Origin of the sequence: Blastococcus aurantiacus (assembly GCF_900102425.1) — a bacterium.
Classification (GTDB): Bacteria; Actinomycetota; Actinomycetes; order Mycobacteriales; family Geodermatophilaceae; genus Blastococcus; species Blastococcus aurantiacus.
This window is the reverse complement of the sequence record NZ_FNBT01000004.1, coordinates 250501-270811: the sequence shown is the minus strand read 5'-3', so window position 1 is coordinate 270811 and position 20311 is coordinate 250501. Positions and strand designations below refer to the sequence as shown.

The window sequence follows — 20311 nt, the reverse complement described above, 5'->3', positions numbered from 1 at the left end:
GAGGAAGCGCGTAAATCCTGTGCGTAACCGGCAGCAGTACAGATAAGCGCGGACGGAAGACCAACTCAGGACCGGCGACGCATCACGAGCACGACGTTCCACGAAGCAACTTCCCGCAGACCGGGCACGCGAGCGACCCAGGACGCCCACCACGGGTAGTAGCGGGCGTACACCGCGACGAGGTCCACGTCCGGGCAACTGCGGGCCCAGCGCACGGCCGCACCCACCCGGACCACGAACAGCGACGTCCCGAAGCGGTTCTTCGGCTCCTGACCTGTCCGTCGGCGGTACCGGCGCGCGGCGCGGTGCCCACCGAGGAAGTGCCACGGCGCGGTCTCGTGGCCACCCCAGGGCGACCACCACGGCGTGAAGGACAGGTAGACGAGGCCGCCCGGCTTCGTCACCCGCACCATCTCCGCGGTCATCGTCCACGGCCGGGGCACGTGCTCCAGCACGTTGGACGAGAAGCAGACGTCCACAGCTGCCGAACGGATCGGGAGCTCCTCCCCGCTGGCCCGCACCGTGCCGGGTTCGGTACCGCCCCGGGCCGTGAGCTCCCCGGCGTCCGGCTCCAGTCCCACGTAGGTGGCGCCTGCTGCTCGGAAAGCGTCGGCGAAGTAGCCCGGCCCGCCACCGACGTCGAGGACCGACCGCCCATTCACATCGGACCAGCGCGAGAGCTGCGCGACCGAGTCCGCCGCGAGGACGCCGTAGAAGCCCGCCGGGTCGACCTGCTCCCTCCTGAACGCCCGGAACAGCCGCAGCGAGCGCGAAAAGGTGGCCAAACGATCCATTTGGGTGTACTCCATCCAGGACACGTGCCCATTAAGTGGTCGTCGCCGCGGGATGTATGGCTTGACCTCAGGGGGGACGCGCTTCATATTGACGGCCCCGCAGCGCAATGGATCTAAGCAGGCGCCGAGTGCGATGCCGGGGCCGAAGGGAGCACCGAGACGTGACGAGCCAGCGACCGACGTGCTCGCCCGACCCGGGGCGCGGCCTTCGTCCGGACCGCTCTCGGATCCTCCCGTCTCCGGTCACCACCGAACTCGCCCACCGGTCGCCGCACCTCGGCGCTCGAAGCTGCACGGAGGAAAGCGTCCGATGACTCGAAGCGCACTCGCCGCGGGCGGTATGCCCAGAACAGGCCCGACGGGCGGATCGACGGGCATGGCCCACGCCGAGCGGCCCGTCCTCGTCCAGGTGCGGGATCAGCGCGACGCCGCGCCGGCGACCGAGTGCTCGGCGGTGCTCCCCGCGCTCCGGCCGACCGTCGACCTCGAGGTGGCGATCCCCGCCTACAACGAGGCGACGCGTCTGCCGGAGACGCTGCGACGCACGGTCGACTTCCTCCGCGAGCAGGCCTGGTCCTCCCGCGTGGTCGTCGTGGACAACGGCAGCTCGGACGGGACCGCCGACGTCGTGCGCGCCTTCAGAGCGGCGAGGGACGAGGCCGTGCCGCTGGAGCTCGTCGGCTGCGCGCGGCCCGGGAAGGGCGCGGCCGTCCGGCGGGCGCTGCTGGGCAGTCGGTCGCGCTTCGTCGGCTTCTTCGACGCCGATCTCGCCACCCCGGTCGAGACCCTCTCCATCGTGATGGCTCACCTCGAGGCAGGTGCGACGGCGGTCGTCGGGTCACGGCACGCCCCCGGAGCCCGTTTCGTCCAGCACCAGCCCGCGACCCGCCGGCTGGGCGGTGCCGCGTTCCGCATGGCAACCCGCAGCCTCGTCTCGGGGGTGCACGACACCCAGTGCGGCTTCAAGTTCTTCGACCGGGCCGCGCTCGTGCCGGCGCTGGTCACCTGCCGGACCACGGGCTTCGCCTTCGACGTCGAGCTGCTGGGACACCTGCAGAGCGCGGGCGCGGAGATCGTGGAGGTCCCCGTCTCGTGGAGCCATGCGGAAGGATCGTCGTTCTCCCCGTTGCGCGACGGGATGTCCGCCTTCCTCACCGTGCTGCAGCTGCAGCGCGTGGCGGCCGGGTTCGCGCCGTGATCGGCAACTCCGAGCAGCTGCGCGGCTTCCGGATCCTCGTCCTGAACTGGCGCGACGTCCGTCATCCCCTGGCCGGCGGTGCCGAGCAGTACATGCACGAGATCGGGTCACGCTGGGTCAGGTCCGGCGCCCACGTCACCTGGCTGACGGCCGCGGTGCCCGGAGAGCCCGAGCACGAGCGGCTCGACGGGATGCACATCCTCCGGGCCGGGGGCGAGCTGACGGTCTATCCGCGCACGGCCCTGCGCGGGAGCGTCGCCCGTGGGCACTTCGACGCCGTCGTGGACTGCCAGAACGGGACGCCCTTCTTCGCGCCACTGTTCGCCGGCCGGCGGACGCCGGTGGTGCAGCTCGTCCACCACGTGCACCAGGACCAGTTCGGCACGCACTTCCCCGCGCCCGTCGCCGCCCTGGGCCGGTGGCTCGAGGGCCCAGCGGCGCGCCGCGTCTACGGGGACCGGCCGGTAGTGGCGGTCTCGCCGTCGACACGGCACGAGCTGCGGGACCGGTTGGGGTGGCGCGGGCCGATCTTCGTCGTCCCGAACGGGACCGTCGAGCTGCCGCCGGCGGGAATCCGGCGAGCCGCCGAGCCGACCATCGCGCTGGTGAGCCGGCTCGTGCCGCACAAGCGCATCGACCTGCTGCTCGGCCACCTGCGCACGGTCGCGGAGTCGATTCCCGGCCTGCGGGTCGACATCGTGGGCGACGGACCGGACCGGGCCCGCCTGGAGAGCCTCGCCGACGAGCTGGGCATGCAGGCGACCGTCACCTTCCACGGGCGGGCCTCCGACGAGGTCCGTGACGAGCTGCTCTCGCGGGCCTGGCTGACCACCTCGACCTCGCAGGCAGAGGGGTGGGGCTGTTCGGTCCTCGAGGCGGCCGCCTGGGGCGTCCCGTGCCTCGCGCTGCGGGTGCCGGGCGTGCGGGACTCGGTCCTCGACGGCGAGACCGGCTGGCTGGTGGACGAGCCGCGGCAGCTCGGCGCGGCCCTGACCGACGCCCTGCGCTGTCTGGCCGACCCGGTACGGGCCGACCAGATCGCCGAGACCTGCCGGACGTGGGCCGGGTGCTTCTCCTGGGACCGCAGCGCCGACCTCCTCGCCGGCGTCGTCCGCGCGGAGATCGCGCGCATGGCCGCCGTCACCGACGGCCGCCCGGTCCAGTCCCGGACAGCGCGGTCCGACATCGCCGTGCTCGCCGTCGTCCCGCGCCGGGCACCCGAGCTGCGCGCTCGGTTGCGGGCGACCGACGAGGTGATCCACAGCGAGGACCGGACCGCGGTCGTGCTCAACGGCTGCGACGAGACCACCGGAGTCGCGGTGATGACCCGGCTCGGCGAGCGGCCGATCTCCGTGCAGCTGATGGACAACCGGCTCATCCTGGCAGGCCCCACCGCCCCGCTCGCCCCTGAAGGCGAGCTCGGTCAGCTCGGGCTCCACAGCGCCTGACGCCCACAGCGCTCGATCACCCCTCGGTGCCCTGCCCGTAGAACACGTGGTCGACGACCATGCGCGCGTGCCGCGTGGTGCGGTGGTAGTCGTCGAGGAACTGGCCGGGCTCCGCGTCCGCGCCGTAGCCGCAGGCCCGCGCCACCCCTTCCAGCTCCAGTCCCGGCCGGGGCAGCTGGTCGCTCGGCCGTCCCCGCACCAGGAAGATCGCGTTTCGCGCCCGCGTGGCGAGCTCCCAGGCCGCACGCAGGGCGTCGGCGTCCTCGGGAGCCAGCAGCTCGGCGTCACCGGCCGCCGCGAGGGCCTGGACGGTCGGGCGGACCCGCAACCCCTCGACGTCGGCGCCGTGCTGCAGTTGCAGCAGCTGGACGGTCCACTCGACGTCGGCCAGCCCGCCCCGCCCGAGCTTGGTGTGCGTGGCCGGGTCGGCCCCGCGCGGCAGCCGCTCCCGCTCCACCCGGGCTTTGATCCGGCGGATCTCGGCGACCTGCTCGGCGCCCAGCCCTCCGGCGGGGTAGCGGATGGGGTCGATCATCGCGACGAAGTCGGCGCCGAGCTGCTCGTCGCCGGCCACGGGTGTGGCCCGGAGCAGCGCCTGCACCTCCCAGACCGACATCCAGCGCTCGTAGTACTCGCGGAACGCCGACAGGCTGCGGACCATGGCGCCCTGGCGGCCCTCGGGCCGGAGGTCGGCGTCGATCTCGAAGGCCGGGTCGGGCGCGGGTTCGGCGAGCAGCCGCCGCAGCGTGTGCGCCACCGCGTTCGCGGTCGCCGTCGCCGCGCCGTCCTCGGCACCCGCCCGTGGCCGGTGCACGAACAGGACGTCGGCGTCGGAGCCGTAGCCCATCTCGCCGCCCCCGAGCCGGCCCATGCCGATGACCGCCATGTCCATCGGCAGGTCCGCCACGTCGGTACCGGAGTCCAGCGCCTGGGCGCGCAGGGCGACGTCCAGGCCGGTCTGCAGGGTGGCGACGGCGACGTCGGTCAGCGCCTCGCCGACGCGCAGCACGTCGAGGCGTCCCAGCAGGTCGGCGCAGGCGATCCGCAGCAGCTCCTGGCGGCGCAGTCCGCGGAGCACGTGCATGCTCGCCTGCGGGTCGCCGGCCCGGCCGGCCGCCTGGCGCCACGCCTTGGTCAGCGCCGCCACGCCGCGCGGCTCGAGCTCGGCGTCGTGGGCGAGCAGGCGCAGCGCCTCGGGGGTTCGGGTGAGCAGCCCGGCGACGTACTGGCTGGAGCCCAGCAGCTGCGCGAGCCGCTCGGCCACCTGCCCCTCGTCGCGCAGCAGCCGCAGGAACCACTGGTTGCCGCCGAGGGCCTCGCTGACCTGCCGGTAGGCCAGCAGCCCGGCGTCGGGGTTCGGGCAGGACGCGAAGGTCTGCAGCAGCACCGGCAGCAGGTACTTCTGCATCGACGCCGACCGCGAGACGCCACCGGTCAGCGCCGCGAGGTGCCGCAGCGCGGCGTGGGGGTCGCCGAAGCCCAGGGCCCGAAGCCAGTCGCCGGCAGCCTTGGAGCCCAGCTGGAGGTGCTCCCCCGGCACCCGGGCCACCGCCGACAGCAGCGGCCGGTAGAAGAGCTTCTCGTGCAGGCGCCGCACCTCGCGGGTGTGCAGGGCGAGCTCGGCCTGCAGCACGTCGACGGCGCCGCCCCGGGCGTCGGGCTTGTAGCCCAGCGAGCGGGCCAGCCAGCGGAGCTGCTGCTCGTCGGTGGGCAGCAGGTGGGTGCGCCGGAGCCGCAGGAGCTGCAGCCGGTGCTCGACGGTGCGCAGGAAGCGGTAGGAGGCGATCAGCGTCGCGGCGTCGTCCCGGCCGACGTACCCGCCGGCCGACAGCGCCAGCAGCGCGGGCAGGGTGCCGCCCACCCGGAGCGTCGGGTCGGCCCGGCCGTGCACGAGTTGCAGCAGCTGGACGGCGAACTCGACGTCGCGCAGCCCGCCGCGGCCCAGCTTGAGCTCGCGCTCGGCCTGTCCCGCGGGGATGTTGTCCTCCACGCGGCGGCGCATGGCCTGCACCTCGCCGACGAAGCCGGGCCGGTCCCCGGCGCGCCACACCATCGGCCACAGCGCCTCGACGTAGTCGCGCCCCAGGTCGGGGTCGCCCGCGACCGGGCGCATCTTCAGCAGCGCCTGGAACTCCCACGTGCTGGCCCACTGCTCGTAGTAGGCCGAGTGCCCGGCGACGGTGCGCACGAGCACGCCGGCCTTGCCCTCGGGGCGCAGCGCGGCGTCGACCTCCCAGGCCGCCTCGCGGCAGATCCGCATGAGCGCGGCGGCCACCCGGGTGGCGCTGCTCAGGGCGGCGCTGTCGGAGTCCGAGGGGTCCACCGGCTCGCCGACGAAGACGACGTCGACGTCGCTGACGTAGTTGAGCTCCCGTCCGCCGGTCTTGCCGAGCGCGATGACCGAGAGCCGGCAGGCGGCCGCGTCGGCGGGCTGCTCCCCCACGGCCAGCGCCAGCCCCGCGGTGAGCACCGCGGCGGCGATGTCGGCCAGCTCCGCCGCGGCGTCCTCGGCCGGCAGGTTGTCCCCGAGGTCGCGGCCGGCGAGGGACAGGATGGCCCGCCGGTAGGCCAGCCGCAGGGCCGAGACGCGGGGCGGCGAGGCGTCGGGCGCGCCCTTGCCCAGCCGGACGCCCCAGGGCGGGTCGTCCGGATCCGCGCCGACGGCCGTGAGCATCTGCCGTTCCAGCGCCTGCGGTGTCGGCCGGGCCATGCCGGTTTCCCCGTCGTCGAGGACCGTCCAGTCGTCGGGGTGGGCGGCCAGGTGGTCGGCCAGCCCAGAGCTGGCGCCCAGCACCGCCAGCAGCCGGCTGCGCAGCAGCGCCGACCCGCGCAGCCGGGCAAGCAGCGAGGCGGCCCACCCACCGGTCTCGTCGGCCTCGTCGAGCGCCTCGATCAGCCGGTGCAGGGAGCGGACCGCGAGGTCGGGGTCACCGGCGCGGGCCAGCGCCGCGACGACCGGCCCGGCCTCGGGATCGGCCGGCTCGTTGCGCTCGAGGTCCCACAGCCCGAGGTCGGGGTGGGACAGCAGCCGCGCGGCGCGCTCGCCGTCCTCGAAGCCGAACCGCACGAGCCGGACGACGGCGCGGCGCGGGATCTCCACCTCGGAGGTCACCGGCTGCCACCGCCGGCGGCGCGCGCCCGCACCAGCTCGGCGAAGCGGGTGGCGAAGGGCGCCCACGTCTCGGCGAGGTCGTCGTGCACGGCGTCGGACCGGGCGCACAGCGTCTCGACGTCGACCGGCGCGGCTGCGACGCCGACCGGGTCGGCGGCGGCCCAGGACCGGACGAGCTCCGGCGTCGTCTCGATGTGGAACTGGATGCCGTACACCGCCTCGCCCACGCGGAAGGCCTGGTGCGGGTAGTGGGGGTTGCTGGCCAGCAGCGTCGCCCCCGGCGGCAGCGTGGCGATCTCGTCGTGGTGCCACTGGAGGACGTCGGGAGCCAGCGGCAGCGGGCCGAAGACCGGATCGGCGTAGGCGGCATCCCGCTTCGCGACCAGCGTCGGGCCGACCTCGGGGCCCTCCGCGCCCACCCGGACCGCTCCTCCCCCCGCCTCGGCGAGCACCTGGGCGCCCAGGCAGACCGCCAGCGTGGGCAGGTCGGCGACGATGGCCTCCCGCAGCAGCGCGCGGACGCCGACCAGCTCGGGGCTGGTCGCCTCGTCGTCGGTCGCCGACTGCGGGCCGCCCAGGACGAGCAGCCCGTCGTGCCCGTCGAGGGACTCCGGCAGCGCCTCGCCCAGCCCGAGGTGCCGCTCGTCGAGGGTCAGGCCCGCGTCGGCCAGCCACCCGCCCAGCCGGGCGGGCGGGTCGGTCTCGCTCGGGACGACGACGAGGAGGCGGGCCACCCGTGGAGGTTAACCGCGCCCGCTCACAGCCCCGGCAGGTAGCGCTGGAGCTCGAAGGGCGTCACGTTGCGCCGGTAGGAGTTGAACTCCTCCCACTTGTTGCGGAGGAAGAACTCGAACACGTGCTCGCCCAGGGTCTCGGCGACGAGCTCGCTGCCCTGCATGGCCGTCAGCGCCTCGCCGAGGGAGACCGGCAGGTCCTCGTAGCCGGCGGCGCGCCGCTCGGTGTCGGTGAGCGACCAGACGTCGTCCTCGGCCTCGGGCGGCAGCTCGTAGGCCTTCTCGATCCCGCGCAGACCGGCGGCCAGCAGGATGGCGAAGGTGAGGTAGGGGTTGCAGGCCGAGTCCGGGGAGCGGACCTCGACGCGGGCCGACTGCGCCTTGCTGGGCTTGTACTCGGGCAGCCGGACCAGGGCCGAGCGGTTGGCCCGGCCCCAGGTGGCGGCGGTCGGCGCCTCGGTGCCGGCCAGGAGCCGCCGGTAGGAGTTCACCGTCTGGTTGGTGACGGCGGTGACCTCGCGGGCGTGCACGAGCAGCCCGGCGATGAACTGCTTGGCCGTCGTGGACAGCCGCATCGGGTCCGCGGCGTCGTGGAAGGCGTTGCGGTCGCCCTCGAACAGCGACAGGTGGGTGTGCATCGCCGAGCCGGCCAGGTCGGTGAACGGCTTGGGCATGAAGGTGGCGTGCACGCCCTGGGCCAGCGCGACCTCCCGGACGACGTGCCGCAGCGTCATGATGTTGTCCGCCATCGACAGGGCGTCGGCGTAGCGCAGGTCGATCTCCTGCTGGCCCGGCGCGACCTCGTGGTGGCTGAACTCCACCGAGATGCCCATGGCCTCCAGCGCGAAGACCGCCTCGCGGCGGAAGTCGTGCGCCACGTTGTGCGTGGACAGGTCGAAGTAGCCACCGGTGTCGGCCGGCTGGGGCGGCGTGCCGTCGGTGGGCAGGTCCTTCAGCAGGAAGAACTCGATCTCGGGGTGGGTGTAGAAGGTGAAGCCCATGTCCGCGGCCTTGGCCAGCGTCCGGCGCAGCACGTGCCGCGGGTCGGCCCACGACGGCGAGCCGTCGGGCAGCGTGATGTCGCAGAACATCCGCGCGGTGTCGCTGGGCCGCCCGTCCCGGGCGGGCATCACCTGGAAGGTGCCGGGGTCGGGCTTGGCGAGCATGTCGGACTCGTAGACGCGGGCGAAGCCCTCGATGGCCGAGCCGTCGAAGCCGATGCCCTCGGCGAAGGCGGCCTCGATCTCGGCCGGCGCGACCGCCACGGCCTTGAGGTAGCCCGAGACGTCGGTGAACCACAGCCGGACGAACCGGATGTCGCGCTCTTCCAGGGTGCGCAGGACGAACTCCTGCTGTCGGTCCATGCTCGCCATGATCGCGTCCGCTCGTTTCCGGGATGTGACAGCCCTGCCGTTCTGGCCCCACCCTGCCCCGTCGGGGTGAGGACGTCACGGAACCGGGCGGCTTCTTCTCCTGCCGGTCGCCCGCCCGTCGGGAGCTAGCCGCCCCGCGCCCGGGAGGCGGCGACCGCGAGGCCCGCCTCGAGCGCCAGGAACGCACCCGTCGGCCAGGGCCGCAGCCGCCGGGCGAGGACGGCCCCGCCGAGGCGCGCGAGCGCCATGCCCGCGCTGGCGTCGCGGACCACGGTGAGGACGCCGTTCCGCCGGGCCGGCGGTGCGGTGGCTGCGCGGACCACCGAGGCCGCGAGCGCCAGCGGGATCCCGGCGTACACGGCCCGGACCTCCGTACGGGCCTCGGGCGTGCCAGCGGTACCGCCGAACAGGGCCGGGACGAGGTCGGGACGGACGGCGGCGCCGACGCCGATGGCGGCGTACGTGCCCGCGAGCAGCAGTTCCGGTCCGCTGAGGTCGGCCATGGCCGGGACCGTAGCGCCGCCGACCCGCTCGCGACACCGCCCCGGGTACTGCGTGAGCGGGTGCCCGCCTGGCCGCGCCCGCCGGTCCGAGACCAGACTGTGCGGCGTGAGCGATCAAGGACCTGTGCAGCTGCGGGTGGCGATGGCCCAGGTGGACACCCGGGTCGGTGACCTCGAGGGCAACTGCGAGCTCGTGGTGCGGTGGACCGCACGGGCGGCCCAGGAGAACGCGCACCTCGTGGTCTTCCCCGAGATGACGCTGACCGGGTACCCGCCCGAGGACCTCGTGCTGCGGGAGTCCTTCGCCCGCGCCAGCGAACGCTCGCTGGTCGAGCTCGCGGCCACCCTCGCCGACCAGGGGCTGGGCGGGATCGCCGTCGTCGTCGGGTACCTCGCGCACACGGAGGGGAGCGGGCCGGCCCCGGTCGACCGCACGCCCACCGACGACGACCGCCCGGGCGACGCGAACCCCCGCCGGGGCGCCCCCCGCAACGCCGCGGCGCTGCTGTTCGGCGGCGAGGTCGTCGTCCGCTACTACAAGCGGCACCTGCCCAACTACGGCGTCTTCGACGAGGCCCGGTACTTCGTCCCGGGGACCGAGCTACCGGTCGTGCGGCTGCACGGCATCGACGTCGCGCTGACCGTCTGCGAGGACCTGTGGGTGGAGGGCGGCCCGTGCGGGGTCGCCGGGCAGGCCGGGGTCGACCTGGTCGTGTCCCCCAACGCCTCCCCCTACGAGCGGGCCAAGGACGACCTGCGGCTGCCGCTGGTCCGCCGCCGCGCGGCCGAGGCGGGCGCGACGGTCCTCTACTGCAACCAGGTCGGTGGCCAGGACGAGCTCGTCTTCGACGGCGACTCGATGGCCGTGGCCGCGGACGGGACGCTGCTGGCCCGCTCCCCCCAGTTCGTGGAGCACCTGGCCACCGTCGACCTGGACCTCGACCCGTCGTCGGTTCCCGAGCGGCGCGAGGGCCGGATCGGGCCGATGACGGTGACCCGGCACGTGGTCTCCGAGGAGCCGGTGGCTGCCTTCGACCGGCGGCCCGCAACCGTCGTCGACCCGCTCAGCGACTGCGAGGAGGTCTGGCGCGCGCTCGTCCTGGGTCTGCGGGACTTCATCGACAAGAACGGCATGCCCTCGGTGGTGCTCGGCATGTCCGGGGGCATCGACTCGGCGCTGGTCGCCGCGCTCGCGACCGACGCGCTGGGCGCCGACCGGGTGCACGGTGTGGGGCTGCCGTCGAAGTGGTCCAGCGAGCACTCGCTGTCCGACGCCGAGGACTCCGCTCGCCGCCTGGGCATGCACTACTCCGTCGTCCCGATCGCCCCGATGGTGGACGCGTACGAGGCGTCGGTCGAGCTGTCCGGGGTGGCCGCGGAGAACCTGCAGGCCCGCGTCCGGGGCACGTTGCTCATGGGACTGTCCAACCAGCACGGGCACCTGCTGCTCGCGACGTCGAACAAGAGCGAGGTGGCCGTCGGCTACTCGACGCTCTACGGCGACGCGGCCGGCGGGTTCGCGCCGATCAAGGACGTGCCGAAGACGCTCGTGTGGGACCTCGCCCGCTGGCGCAACGCCTACGCACGCGACCGCGGCGAGACCGAGCCCATCCCGCAGAACTCGATCGACAAGCCGCCGTCGGCCGAGCTCGCGCCCGGACAGCAGGACAGCGACTCCCTGCCCTCCTACGAGGTGCTGGACGCCGTCATCGCCGACTACGTCGACCGCGACCTCGGCATGGCGGAGCTGCTCGAGCGCGGCCACGACCCCGAGGTCGTGGCCCGGGTGCTCCGGCTGATCGACACCGCGGAGTTCAAGCGCCGGCAATCCGCTCCCGGCACCAAGATCAGCCTCAAGGCGTTCGGCCGCGACCGGCGGCTGCCCGTGACCAACCGGTGGCGGGAGACCCTGCCCACCGTGCGCGAAGGAGCCCAGTCATGACGGAGTCGGTGCTGTACGGCGGGACGTCGAGCGCGCGGGTGCGGATCCACCACCTGCAGCAGGCCAAGGAGCGCGGCGAGAAGTGGGCGATGCTCACCGCGTACGACACCTACAGCGCGGCCATCTTCGAGGAGGCCGGCATCCCGGTGATGCTCGTGGGCGACTCCTCGGGCAACGTCGTCCTGGGGCACAGCAGCACCGTTCCGGTGACCGTCGACGACCTGCTGCTCATGACCAAGGCCGTCACCCGGTCGACCAAGCGCGCGCTGATCGTGGCCGACCTCCCCTTCGGCTCCTACGAGTCGGGCCCGCAGCAGGCCTTCGACACCGCCGTCCGGATGATGAAGGAGGGCGGCGCGCAGGCGGTCAAGCTGGAGGGCGGCGTCCGCGTGGCCCCGCAGATCCGGCTGCTGCACGAGGCCGGCATCCCGGTGATGGCGCACATCGGCTTCACGCCGCAGAGCGAGCACGCCCTCGGCGGCTTCCGGGTCCAGGGTCGCGGCGCCGGGGCCGACCAGCTGCTCGCCGACGCGCGGGCGGTGCAGGAGGCCGGCGCGTTCGCCGTCGTCATGGAGATGGTGCCGGCCGCCATCGCCGCGGAGGTGACCAAGGAGCTGACCATCCCGACCATCGGCATCGGCGCCGGCGTCGACTGCGACGCCCAGGTGCTGGTGTGGCCGGACATGGCCGGGCTCAACGCCGGCCGGGTGCCGAAGTTCGTCAAGAAGTACGCCGACCTGCGGGGCGAGCTGCTGCGCGCGGCGCAGGAGTTCGCCGACGAGGTCCGGGGCGGGGTCTTCCCCGGCCCCGAGCACTCCTTCGAGTAGCCCGTGGGCAGCGCCGAGGGCCGCACCGTCACCGTGGAGCTGCTGATCCCCGCGCCGGCCGAGGACGTCTTCTCGGTGCTGGTCTCACCGGCCCGGCACAGCGCCCTCGACGGCGGCGGGACGGTGAACGGTGCGCCGCTCGGCCCGGACCCGCTGCACCTCGGCGCCCGGTTCACCATGGCGATGCGGCAGGGTCCGTTGCGCTACCGCAGCGTCAACGAGGTCGTGGTCTTCGAGCCCGACCGCGTCATCGCGTGGCGGACCACCGGGGAGTGGCGCGGGCGCACCGTCGTCGGCGGTCAGTGGTGGCGCTACGAGCTCGTCCCCCGCGACGCCGGGACGCTCGTGCGCCACTCCTACGAATGGGGCCGCGCCCGTCTCCCCCCGCTGACGATCAAGCTGCCCGGGTACCCGGCGCGCATGGCGCGCTCGATGCCGGAGTCGCTGCGCCGACTGGAGCTGGCCGTCCTCGGCGCCGGCTGAGCGCGAGGCCGTACCCGAGGACGTTGAGACCGAGCGCGGTGCCGTACATGCCGAGCTGCGTCCCGGCGGCCCGCACGTCCAGTCCCAGCGGGCCGAAGAAGTAGTGGTCCAGGAAGCCGCCGTCGTAGGCGGCCAGCCCCGCGCGCTGGCGGAGCGCCAGCTCCAGGTCGGTGAGCGGGCAGTCCGCGCCGGCCAGGTTCACCGCGAGGATCGTCAGCGCGAGCGGAGCGTGCGGGAGCACCAGCCGGGGCCACCGGACGGCGAGCAGCGCCCCGGTGAGCATGAACAGGACGGCGGCCGCGTGCAGGAGCGCCACCGCGTGCGCGAACAGCACATCCTCATCCTGGCAGCGCCGGGGCGGGAAGGGCCAGGGCCGGACGGCATTCCGGACGTCGACCGGGGTCGGTCAGGCCGCCGAACTGCGGAAGGTCTGCTCGAGCCGGTCGAGGAGGGCGTCCACCTGGTCCTCGTCGTAGCCCCGGCCGCGGCCGAACGGCTGCGTGCGGAACCGGACGTGCTGCACCTCGTCCGCGCTCAACTGCGGTTCCCGCCGCAGCGCGAGCGCGGTCAGTGCCTCGACCGCACGCCCCAGGAACGCGTCCACCTCCACCGTCGCGTAGCCCTTCTTCCCCCAGCCCGGGCGGCAGAGCTGCACCGCCCGCAGTTCGTCGGCAGAGATCGGGGCGGCCCTCACACGTCGGTGACGCGGATGCCGGCGTGCACCTTGTACCGGCGGTTCACCGACACCAGGTTGACGGTCAGCGCCTCGACCTGGCGGGCGTTGCGCAGCCGCCCGGCGTAGATGCCGCGCATCCCCGGCAGCCGGCCGGCCAGCGCCTGCACGGTGTCCATCGAGGCGCGGTCGTCGCCCACGACCATCACGTCGCCGTCGATGGTGGGCTTGGACAGGTCCTCGAGCAGGCGGGCCGAGAGGTGGTGGAAGGCGCCCACGACGTGGGAGTCCGGGAGCAGGGCGGCGGCCTGCTGGGCCACGCTGCCCTCCTCGACGTCGAGCACGTAGGCGCCGAGCTCGTCGAACCCCATGGGGACGACGCAGTCGACGACGATCTTCCCGGCCAGGGGGGCCGCCAGCTCGGCCACGGTCGCGGCGTGCCCGGCGAAGGGGACGGCGATGATGACCAGGTCGGCGGCGCCCGCTACGTCGGCGTTGGACCCACCCTGCACGGAGACCTCGGTCCCGGCCGAGGCCGTCGCGGCACGGGTGGCGACCTCCGCGGCCACCTCGGCGGCGCGGTCGGCGTCGCGGGAACCCAGCAGGATCCGCTGACCGGCCGCGGCCAGGCGCACGGCGAGCCCGCGGCCCTGCGGCCCGGTCCCCCCGAGGATCCCGACGACCAGTTCCTCCACCGCACGACCTTCGGTCACGTCAGCCCCTTCTCCGGTACCGGACGGCCCGGCGCCTGCACCGATCATCCAGGGGGCGGGACGGCGGCCGTCAGTCGCCCTCCCAGGCGCGGTCCTCCGCCGTGATCTGCTTCTCCCGCTCGGCCACCGAGGTGAGGGCGTGCTCGGCCTCCTCCCGGGTGGCGTACGGGCCCAGCCGGTGCCGCTCCGCGCAGCCGTCGCGCCCCTCGACGGTGTGGTGCTTCAGGCAGTAGAACCAGGGTCCTGCGGCCATGTGTGCCTCCTCGCTGCCGGTCGTGCCCCCACTCTTCCACCGGAACGCCGGACCCGGGCGAGGGACAGTGACGCAGCGAGATCCCCGAAATGCGGAGCGGTACGGCATCCTGCTCCAGTGATCGGCCGGCCCTCGCACGCATCCGACCTCTCCAGCGGCGACGGAGCCGGGGAGCGCCGTCTGCCCGCGGGGCTCGACTCCCGCGTCGCGGCGCTCTCCCTCGCGGCGCTCCTGCTCATCGGCGCCCTCATGGGATCGCTGAACCTCCTGGTCGACGGCGTGCTGCGCGACGGCGCCGGGCGGTGGGCCTACGCCGCGACCATGGCGCTGCTGTTCGCGCTGTCGGCGCACCTCGCGATCCGCCGCCGGGTCGGGCAGGCGCACACGTTCGGGCTGGTGCTCCTGGGCGACGTCATCTACCTCGTGGTCGTCCTCTGCATCGAGGACCCGCTGCGGTACGCCACACCGCTCATGCTGCTGTTCCCGGCGCTCGCCGGTGCGTGGTTCCTCCCGCTGCGGCCGCTGTGCGTGCACATGATCGCGACGACCGGCATCTGCCTGGCCGCCCTGTGGCCGAGCTACGACAGCGCCGTCGGCCTGATCGTCCAGGCCGGCGTCAGCGCCGGCACGCTGAACGCCGCCGCGATGGGGGTGTACCTGCTGCGGCAGCGGGTGCAGCGCCTGCTCGTCGCAACCGAGACGCTCAGCCACCAGGACGCGCTGACCGGGCTGTACAACCGCCGGTACCTGGTCGAGCAGGCTCCCCGGATGTGGGGCCAGGCCAGGCGCGACGGCGTGCAGCTCAGCGCCATGGTGCTGGACCTGGACCACTTCAAGCGGCTCAACGACGAGTTCGGGCACGCCGTCGGCGACTCGGTCCTGCGCGCCGTCGCCCGGTCGCTGACCGGCGCGGTCCGGCCGGCCGACCTGCTCGCGCGCACCGGCGGGGAGGAGCTCGTGGTCCTCGGCTCGGTCGGCGTCGTCGCGGAAGGGCGCCGGCTGGCCGAACGGCTCCGCCTCGCGGTCGCCAACGCCCGCAGCGACGACGGCCACGCGGTGACCGCCTCCATCGGCATCGCCGTGGCCCGGCCGGTCGAGGGCGAGGACCCGGTGGCGGCGCTCTGGCGGCTGGTCGACCGGGCGGACGCCGCGATGTACGTGGCGAAGCGCAGCGGCCGGGACCGGGTGGCCCTGGCCGACCGGCCGAGGTCCCGCGCGGGGCATGCCGAGTCCTCCACCTGGCAGCGCGGGCACGCGCCCGGGTCGGCGGGGTGGTCGGAGACCTCCCGAGCGGTGGGTTCGGCCGAACTCTGATTCGCTGGGGGCGTGCGCCTCGTCGAGCCCGATCCGACGCTAACGGTCCCCCTGCCGCTGCGCGAGCAGGCCGCCGTCCGCGACCGGTGGCTGAGCCAGCGCCTGCTGGACCTGATGCCCGTGCTCATGGACCGGACCGGCATCGACCTGTGGATCGTGACCGGCCGGGAGTGCAACGAGGACCCGGTGCTCGCCACGCTCCTGCCCGGTGCCTGGCTGTCCTCCCGACGACGCACGGTCCTGCTCCTGCACCGCAGCGACGACGGCGTCACGCCGGTCGCCGTCTCGCGCTACCCGGTGGGCCAGTTCCTCCCGGCGACGGCGGAGCCCGCGGCCGGTCCCGCGGGTGAGTGGGACGTCGTCCGCCGGTTCGTCGAGCAGGCCCAGCCGGCGCGAATCGGGATCGACGTCTCGGCCGACTTCGCCCTCGCCGACGGGCTCTCGCACAGCGAGCACCGTGCGCTGGTCGAGGCGCTGGGGCCCTACGCCGATCGTCTCGTGCCGGCCGAGGAGCTGGCGGTCGGCTGGCTGGAGACCCGGCTGCCCGAGGAGATCGCGGCACTGCACGCGTTGAACCGGCTGGCCCACGAGGTGATCGCCGAGGCCTTCGCCACCGCCGTCGTCCCGGGCACCACGACCGCGATCGACGTCGCCTGGTGGCTGCGCCAGCGGCTGCACGACCTGGGCGTCGAACCGTGGTTCCAGCCGTCCGTGGCGTTGCAGCGGGCCGGGGTGCCGCTGGTGGAGCAGGCCGGGGCGCTGCTGCCCGCGGTCCCCTACGACGCGGTCATCGAACCCGGCGACCTGGTGCACTGCGACGTCGGCCTGACCAGCCTCGGCCTGCGCACCGACAGCCAGCGCAACGCCTACGTCCTGCTGCCCGACGAGACCGCGGCGCCCGAGGGCCTGGACGAGCTGCTGGCCGTGGGCAGGCGGATGCAGGACCTCACGACCGCGGAGCTGCTGCCGGGCCGGACCGGCAACGAGGTGCTCGCGGCCGCCCGGTCCGCCGCCGCCCGGGAGGGCATCGACGCCGACGTCTACTCCCACCCGATCGGCGTCCACGGCCACGGCGCGGGCCCGGCGATCGGGCAGTGGGACGAGCAGGGCGGTGTTCCGGGCGCGGGTGACTACCCGGTGCACGTGGACACCGCGTACGCCCTCGAGCTCGCCGTGCGCCGGCCGGTGCCCGAGTGGGGCGGCCAGTGCGTGCGCCTGGGCCTGGAGCAGGGCGTCGCGTTGACCGAGGCCGGCGTCGAGTACCTCGACGTCCGCCGGACCGACCTCGTGCTGGTGCCGGCCGGCTGAGCGACGCCCAGCCGACCGGCCGGCGGCTACTTCGTCTTCTTGCGCGCGTCCGCGGTTTTCTTGGTGCTGGCCTTCTGGATCGCGTCGACCAGTTCCTTCTTCTTCATCGACGAGCGCCCGGAGATGTCGAGCTTCTTGGCGACCTTCAGCAGGTGGTCCTTCGTCGCGTTGGCGTCGACCCCGCCCTTGGTCTCCCGGTTCGTGCCGCGCCCACCCTCGGCCTGCGCGTCGGAGGGGCCCTTCTTGCCGCCCTCCTTGGGCTCCCAGTGGTCGCCCACCTTCTCGAAGGAGTGCTTCACCGCGGCCCACGCGACCTGGTTCGCGCGACGCTCGTCGCCGTACTCGTCGGCGGCGGAGTCGTGCGCCTTGGCGAACGTGCGCTGGGCCTTCTTCGGCGAGCGCAGCAGAGTGCTGGGCAGCTCCGACTTCTTGGCGTCGCCCTTCTTGGTGGTCTTCGGCATGACCTCTCCTCCTCGGGTGCTGGTCCGGGCCCTACCCGCGGCGCGCCCCAAGATCACATCTGCGGTCACCCGTCCGGGTTCAGCCGGCGAGGAACGGGACGAGCGCGGCGACCAGCTCCTCCGGCGCGTCCTCGGCCATGTGGTGGCCGCTGTCGATCGGCCCGCCACCCCGCAGGTCGGTCGTCCATTCCGCCCAGATCAGGCGTGGGTCACCGTGCAGCTGCTCGAGGTCGTCGCGCGCCGACCACAGGACAAGGGTCGGGCAGCTGACCCGGCGACCGGCTGCACGGTCGGCTTCCTCGGCTTCCCGGTCGACGCCCAGGCCGGCCCGGTAGTCCTCGATCATCGCGTGCACGGTCGCCGGGTCGCGGATCGCGGCGAGGTGGTCGGCGTGGTTCTCCTCCCCCATCGCCTCCGCCTTGCCCGGCGCCAGCGAGCCGTACCAGCCCTCGGGGTCGGCGGAGATGGCGCGCTCGGGCTTCTCGGGCTGGGCGAAGAAGAACCAGTGCCACCACGCGGTGGCGAACCGGGCGTCGGCACGCTCGAGGTGCTCCACGATCGGGATGCAGTCGAGCGCGGCCAGGTGCGTCACGGCGTCGGGGTGGTCCAGCGCCGTCCGCAGCGCGACGTAGCTGCCGCGGTCGTGGCCGACGACGGCGAACCGGTCGTGCCCGAGGGTGCGCATCAGCGCGACGATGTCGCCGGCCATCGCCCGCTTCGAGTAGGGCGCGTGGTCCGGCGTCGTCGTGGGTGTGCTCGACCCCCCGTAGCCGCGCAGGTCGGGGCAGACCACCGTGTGGCCGGCCGCGACGAGCAGCGGCGCTACCCGGTGCCAGGTCGTGTGGGTGCGCGGGTGGCCGTGCAGGAGCACGACCGGCGGGCCCGCACCACCGGTCCGGAGCCGCAGGACGACGTCGTTCCCGACGTCGACCCGCGACTCCTCGAACCCGGCGAAGAACGGCCCGGTCAGGGCAGGTCGGCGGTCTCGGCCGACTGCCGGTGCCCGCCCTGGGCGTCGTCGGGGTCGGTGTTGACCGTCCGCTCCTCCGACTCGGCAAGGATGATCTCGGCCGCGACCTCCTCCATGCCGCTGCCCTTCAGCGCCTCCTCCTCGGGCAGGAGCTCCGCGCGGCTGGCGACGTTCCCTTCGGTGACGTTCGCCAGGGCCTCGGGGCTCGGCTCCTTCTGCGTGGTCATGTCAGAACCGCTGCTGCTCGGTGCCGATGCCCAGGGCGCGGGCCACGTCCTGGACGTTCTCGAACTGCTGCCCCGCGGGGAGCCGGCGCAGGTCGGCGAGCACACGGTCCGGCGGGGTGCCCTCCTGCGCCTTGGCGATGAGCTGGTCGCGGTCGGCCGGCCACACCTCCTTGCCCAGGGACTCGGCGAGCGCCGCGCGGCGATCGATGTCGCCCTCGTCGACGCCGGGCGAGGTGGCGGGCTGGTGCGGGTCGGTCATGGGATCTCCTTCGTCAGGGGGTTGCGGGCTCACAGGCCCGAATCGGTGGATTCGTCGGTGTAGCGCAGGACGGCGGCGACGGGCACCTCGTCGGGCATCGCGGACCGGGGCAGCACGACGACGTCGGCGGCGCCGGCCAGGGCGGCGTGCAGGAGCGCCCGGTCGGCCGGTACGACGGTGCCGTGGATGCCGAGTGCGTCCATGTCGTGCTGGTTGACGCCGAGCTCGAGCGGCGAGCCGCCGACCAGCAGCTTCTCATCGTCCGGATCGTCGGCGAGGACAAGGGTCTCGACCTGGCCCTTGCGCAGCGCCTCCACGACCCGGTCGGTACCGGTCACCGACAGCCCGTGGGCGGCCGCGCCCACCACCTTTTCCGCGATCTCGGCGATCTCACGGGCCTCGTGCTCGGCAATCAGCTCGGCCACGCGCGCGTCGACCGGCTCCCGGTCGGCCCCGGCTGCCCGGCCGCCCTCGTCCATCGAGACGATCAGGTTCGACCAGAGGTCGCTGGCGCGGTCGCTGAGGATCTGCCGGGCCCGGATGTCACCGGCCATGAGCACGAAGCGCGGCGAGTGGCGGCGGACCATCGAGGCGATGTACTGGCCCACCTCCTCAGCGTTGTGGATCCACTTGTTCTCGGCGTTGTGCTGGTAGCGGTGGTGCGCCCAGCCGCCGCCCTGGAACTTGCGGATCTGGAAGGTGTCGCCCTGGACCGTGTGCTCCTCGTCCTCCTGCTCGGGCAGGTTGACGAAGGTGATGTCGGCACCGGTGCGGTCGATCATCACCACGATGTGCGGCACCCGGCCGGGGAGCTGGCGGAGCACCGGCATCAGGTCCGGCTGTGGCGACCACTCGGCCAGCTCGCGCGTCGGCGCGTCCGTCAGCGGCTGGTCGAACAGGACTGTGCCGGTGGAGTCGACCACGACCGCCCGGCCGCGCAACGTGCCCGCCTCGCCACCCTCGTTGCCCTCGAGCAACCGGCCGCGCACCGCCTCGACGACCGCCTCGGGGGCACCCTGCCCGGTGAGCTTCTCGGAGATGGCGCGGACGCGGAGCTCCAGCTCGGTGTCGGCGTTCTCGGTGGTGTGGGTGACGTCGGCGCAGACCGTGGCGTACGGACCGGGGGCGGCGAACACCGGCTCCAGGAAGGACACGTTCATGTCAGGGGGACAACTCCTCGATCGATCTGGGAGACATGGCGGCCGCGTCTGAGCCGCAACAAGGTCGTGATCGCCGCCTACCCACCGACCGCTTCCTCACACCCGGTGTCGGATCCGACGGGCAGGGGTAGGCGCTCATCGGAAGAGATGGACGACCCACCGAGAGGACGCGACGTGCCAGAGCGCGATCTGCCGCTGAAGGACTACGACCACCTGCCCGTCGGCTCGCTGACCTCCCGTATCCGCCAGCTGGACGCCGAGGACCTGACGACGCTCCTGGACTACGAGCGTGCGCACGGCAACCGCTTCCAGGTCGTCACGGTCATGGAGAGCCGGCTGGCCGGCTTGAAGAACGGCGCCCAGCCCTCCGGCGGGGACCCCGCGGCCACCGGGGCGGACGCACCGCCGGCGCCCGAGGGCGGCTCCAAGGCGTCCGAGGCGACCAGCGGGCCTCCGATGAACCCCCCGTCGCAGGGCGACCCGACCAACCCCGCCCAGCCCCGCTCCACCGGCTGATCCGCGACGACCGCGACGCGCCCCTACCCGTCTCGGGGAGGGG

The 20311-nt window shown here is 73.8% G+C and carries 22 protein-coding genes; 8 read left to right on the top strand and 14 right to left on the bottom strand.

The annotated features are described in order from the left end of the window. Positions 1-65: 65 nt before the first annotated feature. Positions 66-785, bottom strand: a complete 720-nt coding sequence (locus BLS70_RS10110; RefSeq protein WP_218122363.1) for a class I SAM-dependent methyltransferase — start codon at positions 783-785, stop codon at positions 66-68. A gap of 385 nt (positions 786-1170) precedes the next feature. On the opposite strand from BLS70_RS10110, the gene BLS70_RS10105 reads away from it, so the two are divergent. Together BLS70_RS10105 and BLS70_RS10100 are read left to right on the top strand one after the other, a co-directional pair. After that, the gene (locus BLS70_RS10105) at positions 1171-1992 is read left to right on the top strand and encodes a glycosyltransferase (protein ID WP_091766774.1); all 822 of its coding nucleotides are present in this window, start codon (positions 1171-1173) and stop codon (positions 1990-1992) included. Continuing rightward, on the top strand, positions 1989-3440 hold the full coding sequence (locus tag BLS70_RS10100) for a glycosyltransferase family 4 protein (RefSeq protein WP_255362372.1): 1452 nt from the start codon (positions 1989-1991) through the stop codon (positions 3438-3440). Before BLS70_RS10105 ends, BLS70_RS10100 begins: the two co-directional genes overlap by 4 nt. 16 nt (positions 3441-3456) lie before the next feature. Here BLS70_RS10100 and BLS70_RS10095 read toward each other — a convergent pair whose 3' ends face one another. The 4 genes from BLS70_RS10095 to BLS70_RS10080 all read right to left on the bottom strand — a co-directional run bounded on the left by BLS70_RS10095 (position 3457) and on the right by BLS70_RS10080 (position 9162). Further along, entirely contained in the window at positions 3457-6552 is a 3096-nt protein-coding gene (locus BLS70_RS10095) for a bifunctional [glutamine synthetase] adenylyltransferase/[glutamine synthetase]-adenylyl-L-tyrosine phosphorylase (RefSeq protein ID WP_218122362.1), read from the bottom strand. Continuing rightward, positions 6549-7286, bottom strand: coding sequence for a type 1 glutamine amidotransferase (locus tag BLS70_RS10090; protein WP_091766771.1), 738 nt, complete (start codon positions 7284-7286; stop codon positions 6549-6551). Before BLS70_RS10090 ends, BLS70_RS10095 begins: the two co-directional genes overlap by 4 nt. A 23-nt stretch (positions 7287-7309) precedes the next feature. After that, positions 7310-8650 carry a type I glutamate--ammonia ligase gene (gene glnA, locus BLS70_RS10085; protein ID WP_091767248.1) on the bottom strand — a complete coding sequence of 447 codons (1341 nt, stop codon included), beginning with the start codon at positions 8648-8650 and terminating at the stop codon, positions 7310-7312. A 134-nt stretch (positions 8651-8784) separates the two neighbouring features. Continuing rightward, positions 8785-9162, bottom strand: a complete 378-nt coding sequence (locus BLS70_RS10080; RefSeq protein ID WP_091766768.1) for a DUF4345 family protein — start codon at positions 9160-9162, stop codon at positions 8785-8787. 106 nt (positions 9163-9268) lie between these two features. Here BLS70_RS10080 and BLS70_RS10075 point away from each other — a divergent pair, with 106 nt between their 5' ends. The 3 genes from BLS70_RS10075 to BLS70_RS10065 are packed head-to-tail and all read left to right on the top strand — an operon-like array spanning position 9269 to position 12414. Continuing rightward, positions 9269-11104, top strand: coding sequence for an NAD+ synthase (locus tag BLS70_RS10075; RefSeq protein WP_255362371.1), 1836 nt, complete (start codon positions 9269-9271; stop codon positions 11102-11104). Then, the gene (gene panB, locus BLS70_RS10070) at positions 11101-11931 is read left to right on the top strand and encodes a 3-methyl-2-oxobutanoate hydroxymethyltransferase (protein ID WP_091766765.1); all 831 of its coding nucleotides are present in this window, start codon (positions 11101-11103) and stop codon (positions 11929-11931) included. The genes BLS70_RS10075 and panB overlap by 4 nt, the downstream gene beginning before the upstream one ends. Before the next feature lie 3 nt (positions 11932-11934). Continuing rightward, positions 11935-12414: an SRPBCC family protein gene (locus BLS70_RS10065; protein ID WP_091766762.1), complete on the top strand. Its 480-nt coding sequence runs from the start codon at positions 11935-11937 to the stop codon at positions 12412-12414. Here the strand turns inward: BLS70_RS10065 and BLS70_RS10060 are convergent. The 4 genes from BLS70_RS10060 to BLS70_RS10045 all read right to left on the bottom strand — a co-directional run bounded on the left by BLS70_RS10060 (position 12326) and on the right by BLS70_RS10045 (position 14053). Continuing rightward, positions 12326-12748, bottom strand: coding sequence for a DUF2784 domain-containing protein (locus BLS70_RS10060; protein ID WP_091766760.1), 423 nt, complete (start codon positions 12746-12748; stop codon positions 12326-12328). The two genes, BLS70_RS10065 and BLS70_RS10060, sit on opposite strands and share 89 nt — an antisense overlap. A 72-nt stretch (positions 12749-12820) precedes the next feature. Next, positions 12821-13069 carry a DivIVA domain-containing protein gene (locus BLS70_RS10055; protein ID WP_218122361.1) on the bottom strand — a complete coding sequence of 83 codons (249 nt, stop codon included), beginning with the start codon at positions 13067-13069 and terminating at the stop codon, positions 12821-12823. A gap of 35 nt (positions 13070-13104) precedes the next feature. Next, the gene (gene npdG / locus BLS70_RS10050) at positions 13105-13800 is read right to left on the bottom strand and encodes an NADPH-dependent F420 reductase (RefSeq protein ID WP_091766757.1); all 696 of its coding nucleotides are present in this window, start codon (positions 13798-13800) and stop codon (positions 13105-13107) included. 70 nt (positions 13801-13870) lie between these two features. Continuing rightward, the gene (locus BLS70_RS10045) at positions 13871-14053 is read right to left on the bottom strand and encodes a hypothetical protein (protein ID WP_091766754.1); all 183 of its coding nucleotides are present in this window, start codon (positions 14051-14053) and stop codon (positions 13871-13873) included. 117 nt (positions 14054-14170) lie between these two features. On the opposite strand from BLS70_RS10045, the gene BLS70_RS10040 reads away from it, so the two are divergent. Both BLS70_RS10040 and BLS70_RS10035 read left to right on the top strand, forming a co-directional pair. Then, positions 14171-15367 (top strand): GGDEF domain-containing protein, encoded by a 1197-nt coding sequence (locus BLS70_RS10040; RefSeq protein WP_255362370.1) that lies wholly within the window; start codon positions 14171-14173, stop codon positions 15365-15367. A 12-nt stretch (positions 15368-15379) separates the two neighbouring features. Beyond that, entirely contained in the window at positions 15380-16675 is a 1296-nt protein-coding gene (locus tag BLS70_RS10035; RefSeq protein WP_091766751.1) for a M24 family metallopeptidase, read from the top strand. A 26-nt stretch (positions 16676-16701) separates the two neighbouring features. Here the strand turns inward: BLS70_RS10035 and BLS70_RS10030 are convergent, their stop codons facing one another. The 5 genes from BLS70_RS10030 to BLS70_RS10010 all read right to left on the bottom strand — a co-directional run bounded on the left by BLS70_RS10030 (position 16702) and on the right by BLS70_RS10010 (position 19752). Further along, positions 16702-17136 (bottom strand): ChaB family protein, encoded by a 435-nt coding sequence (locus BLS70_RS10030; RefSeq protein WP_091766748.1) that lies wholly within the window; start codon positions 17134-17136, stop codon positions 16702-16704. Between the two features lie 79 nt (positions 17137-17215). Beyond that, positions 17216-18007, bottom strand: coding sequence for an alpha/beta fold hydrolase (locus tag BLS70_RS10025; protein ID WP_255362369.1), 792 nt, complete (start codon positions 18005-18007; stop codon positions 17216-17218). A 95-nt stretch (positions 18008-18102) separates the two neighbouring features. Next, positions 18103-18333 (bottom strand): hypothetical protein, encoded by a 231-nt coding sequence (locus tag BLS70_RS10020; RefSeq protein ID WP_091766742.1) that lies wholly within the window; start codon positions 18331-18333, stop codon positions 18103-18105. A 1-nt stretch (position 18334) separates the two neighbouring features. Beyond that, positions 18335-18592, bottom strand: coding sequence for a DUF2795 domain-containing protein (locus BLS70_RS10015; protein ID WP_091766739.1), 258 nt, complete (start codon positions 18590-18592; stop codon positions 18335-18337). A gap of 29 nt (positions 18593-18621) precedes the next feature. Next, entirely contained in the window at positions 18622-19752 is a 1131-nt protein-coding gene (locus tag BLS70_RS10010; protein WP_091766737.1) for a baeRF2 domain-containing protein, read from the bottom strand. Positions 19753-19926: 174 nt separating this feature from the next. Here BLS70_RS10010 and BLS70_RS10005 point away from each other — a divergent pair, with 174 nt between their 5' ends. Continuing rightward, entirely contained in the window at positions 19927-20268 is a 342-nt protein-coding gene (locus BLS70_RS10005; RefSeq protein ID WP_218122360.1) for a DUF8129 domain-containing protein, read from the top strand. Positions 20269-20311 lie beyond the last annotated feature (43 nt).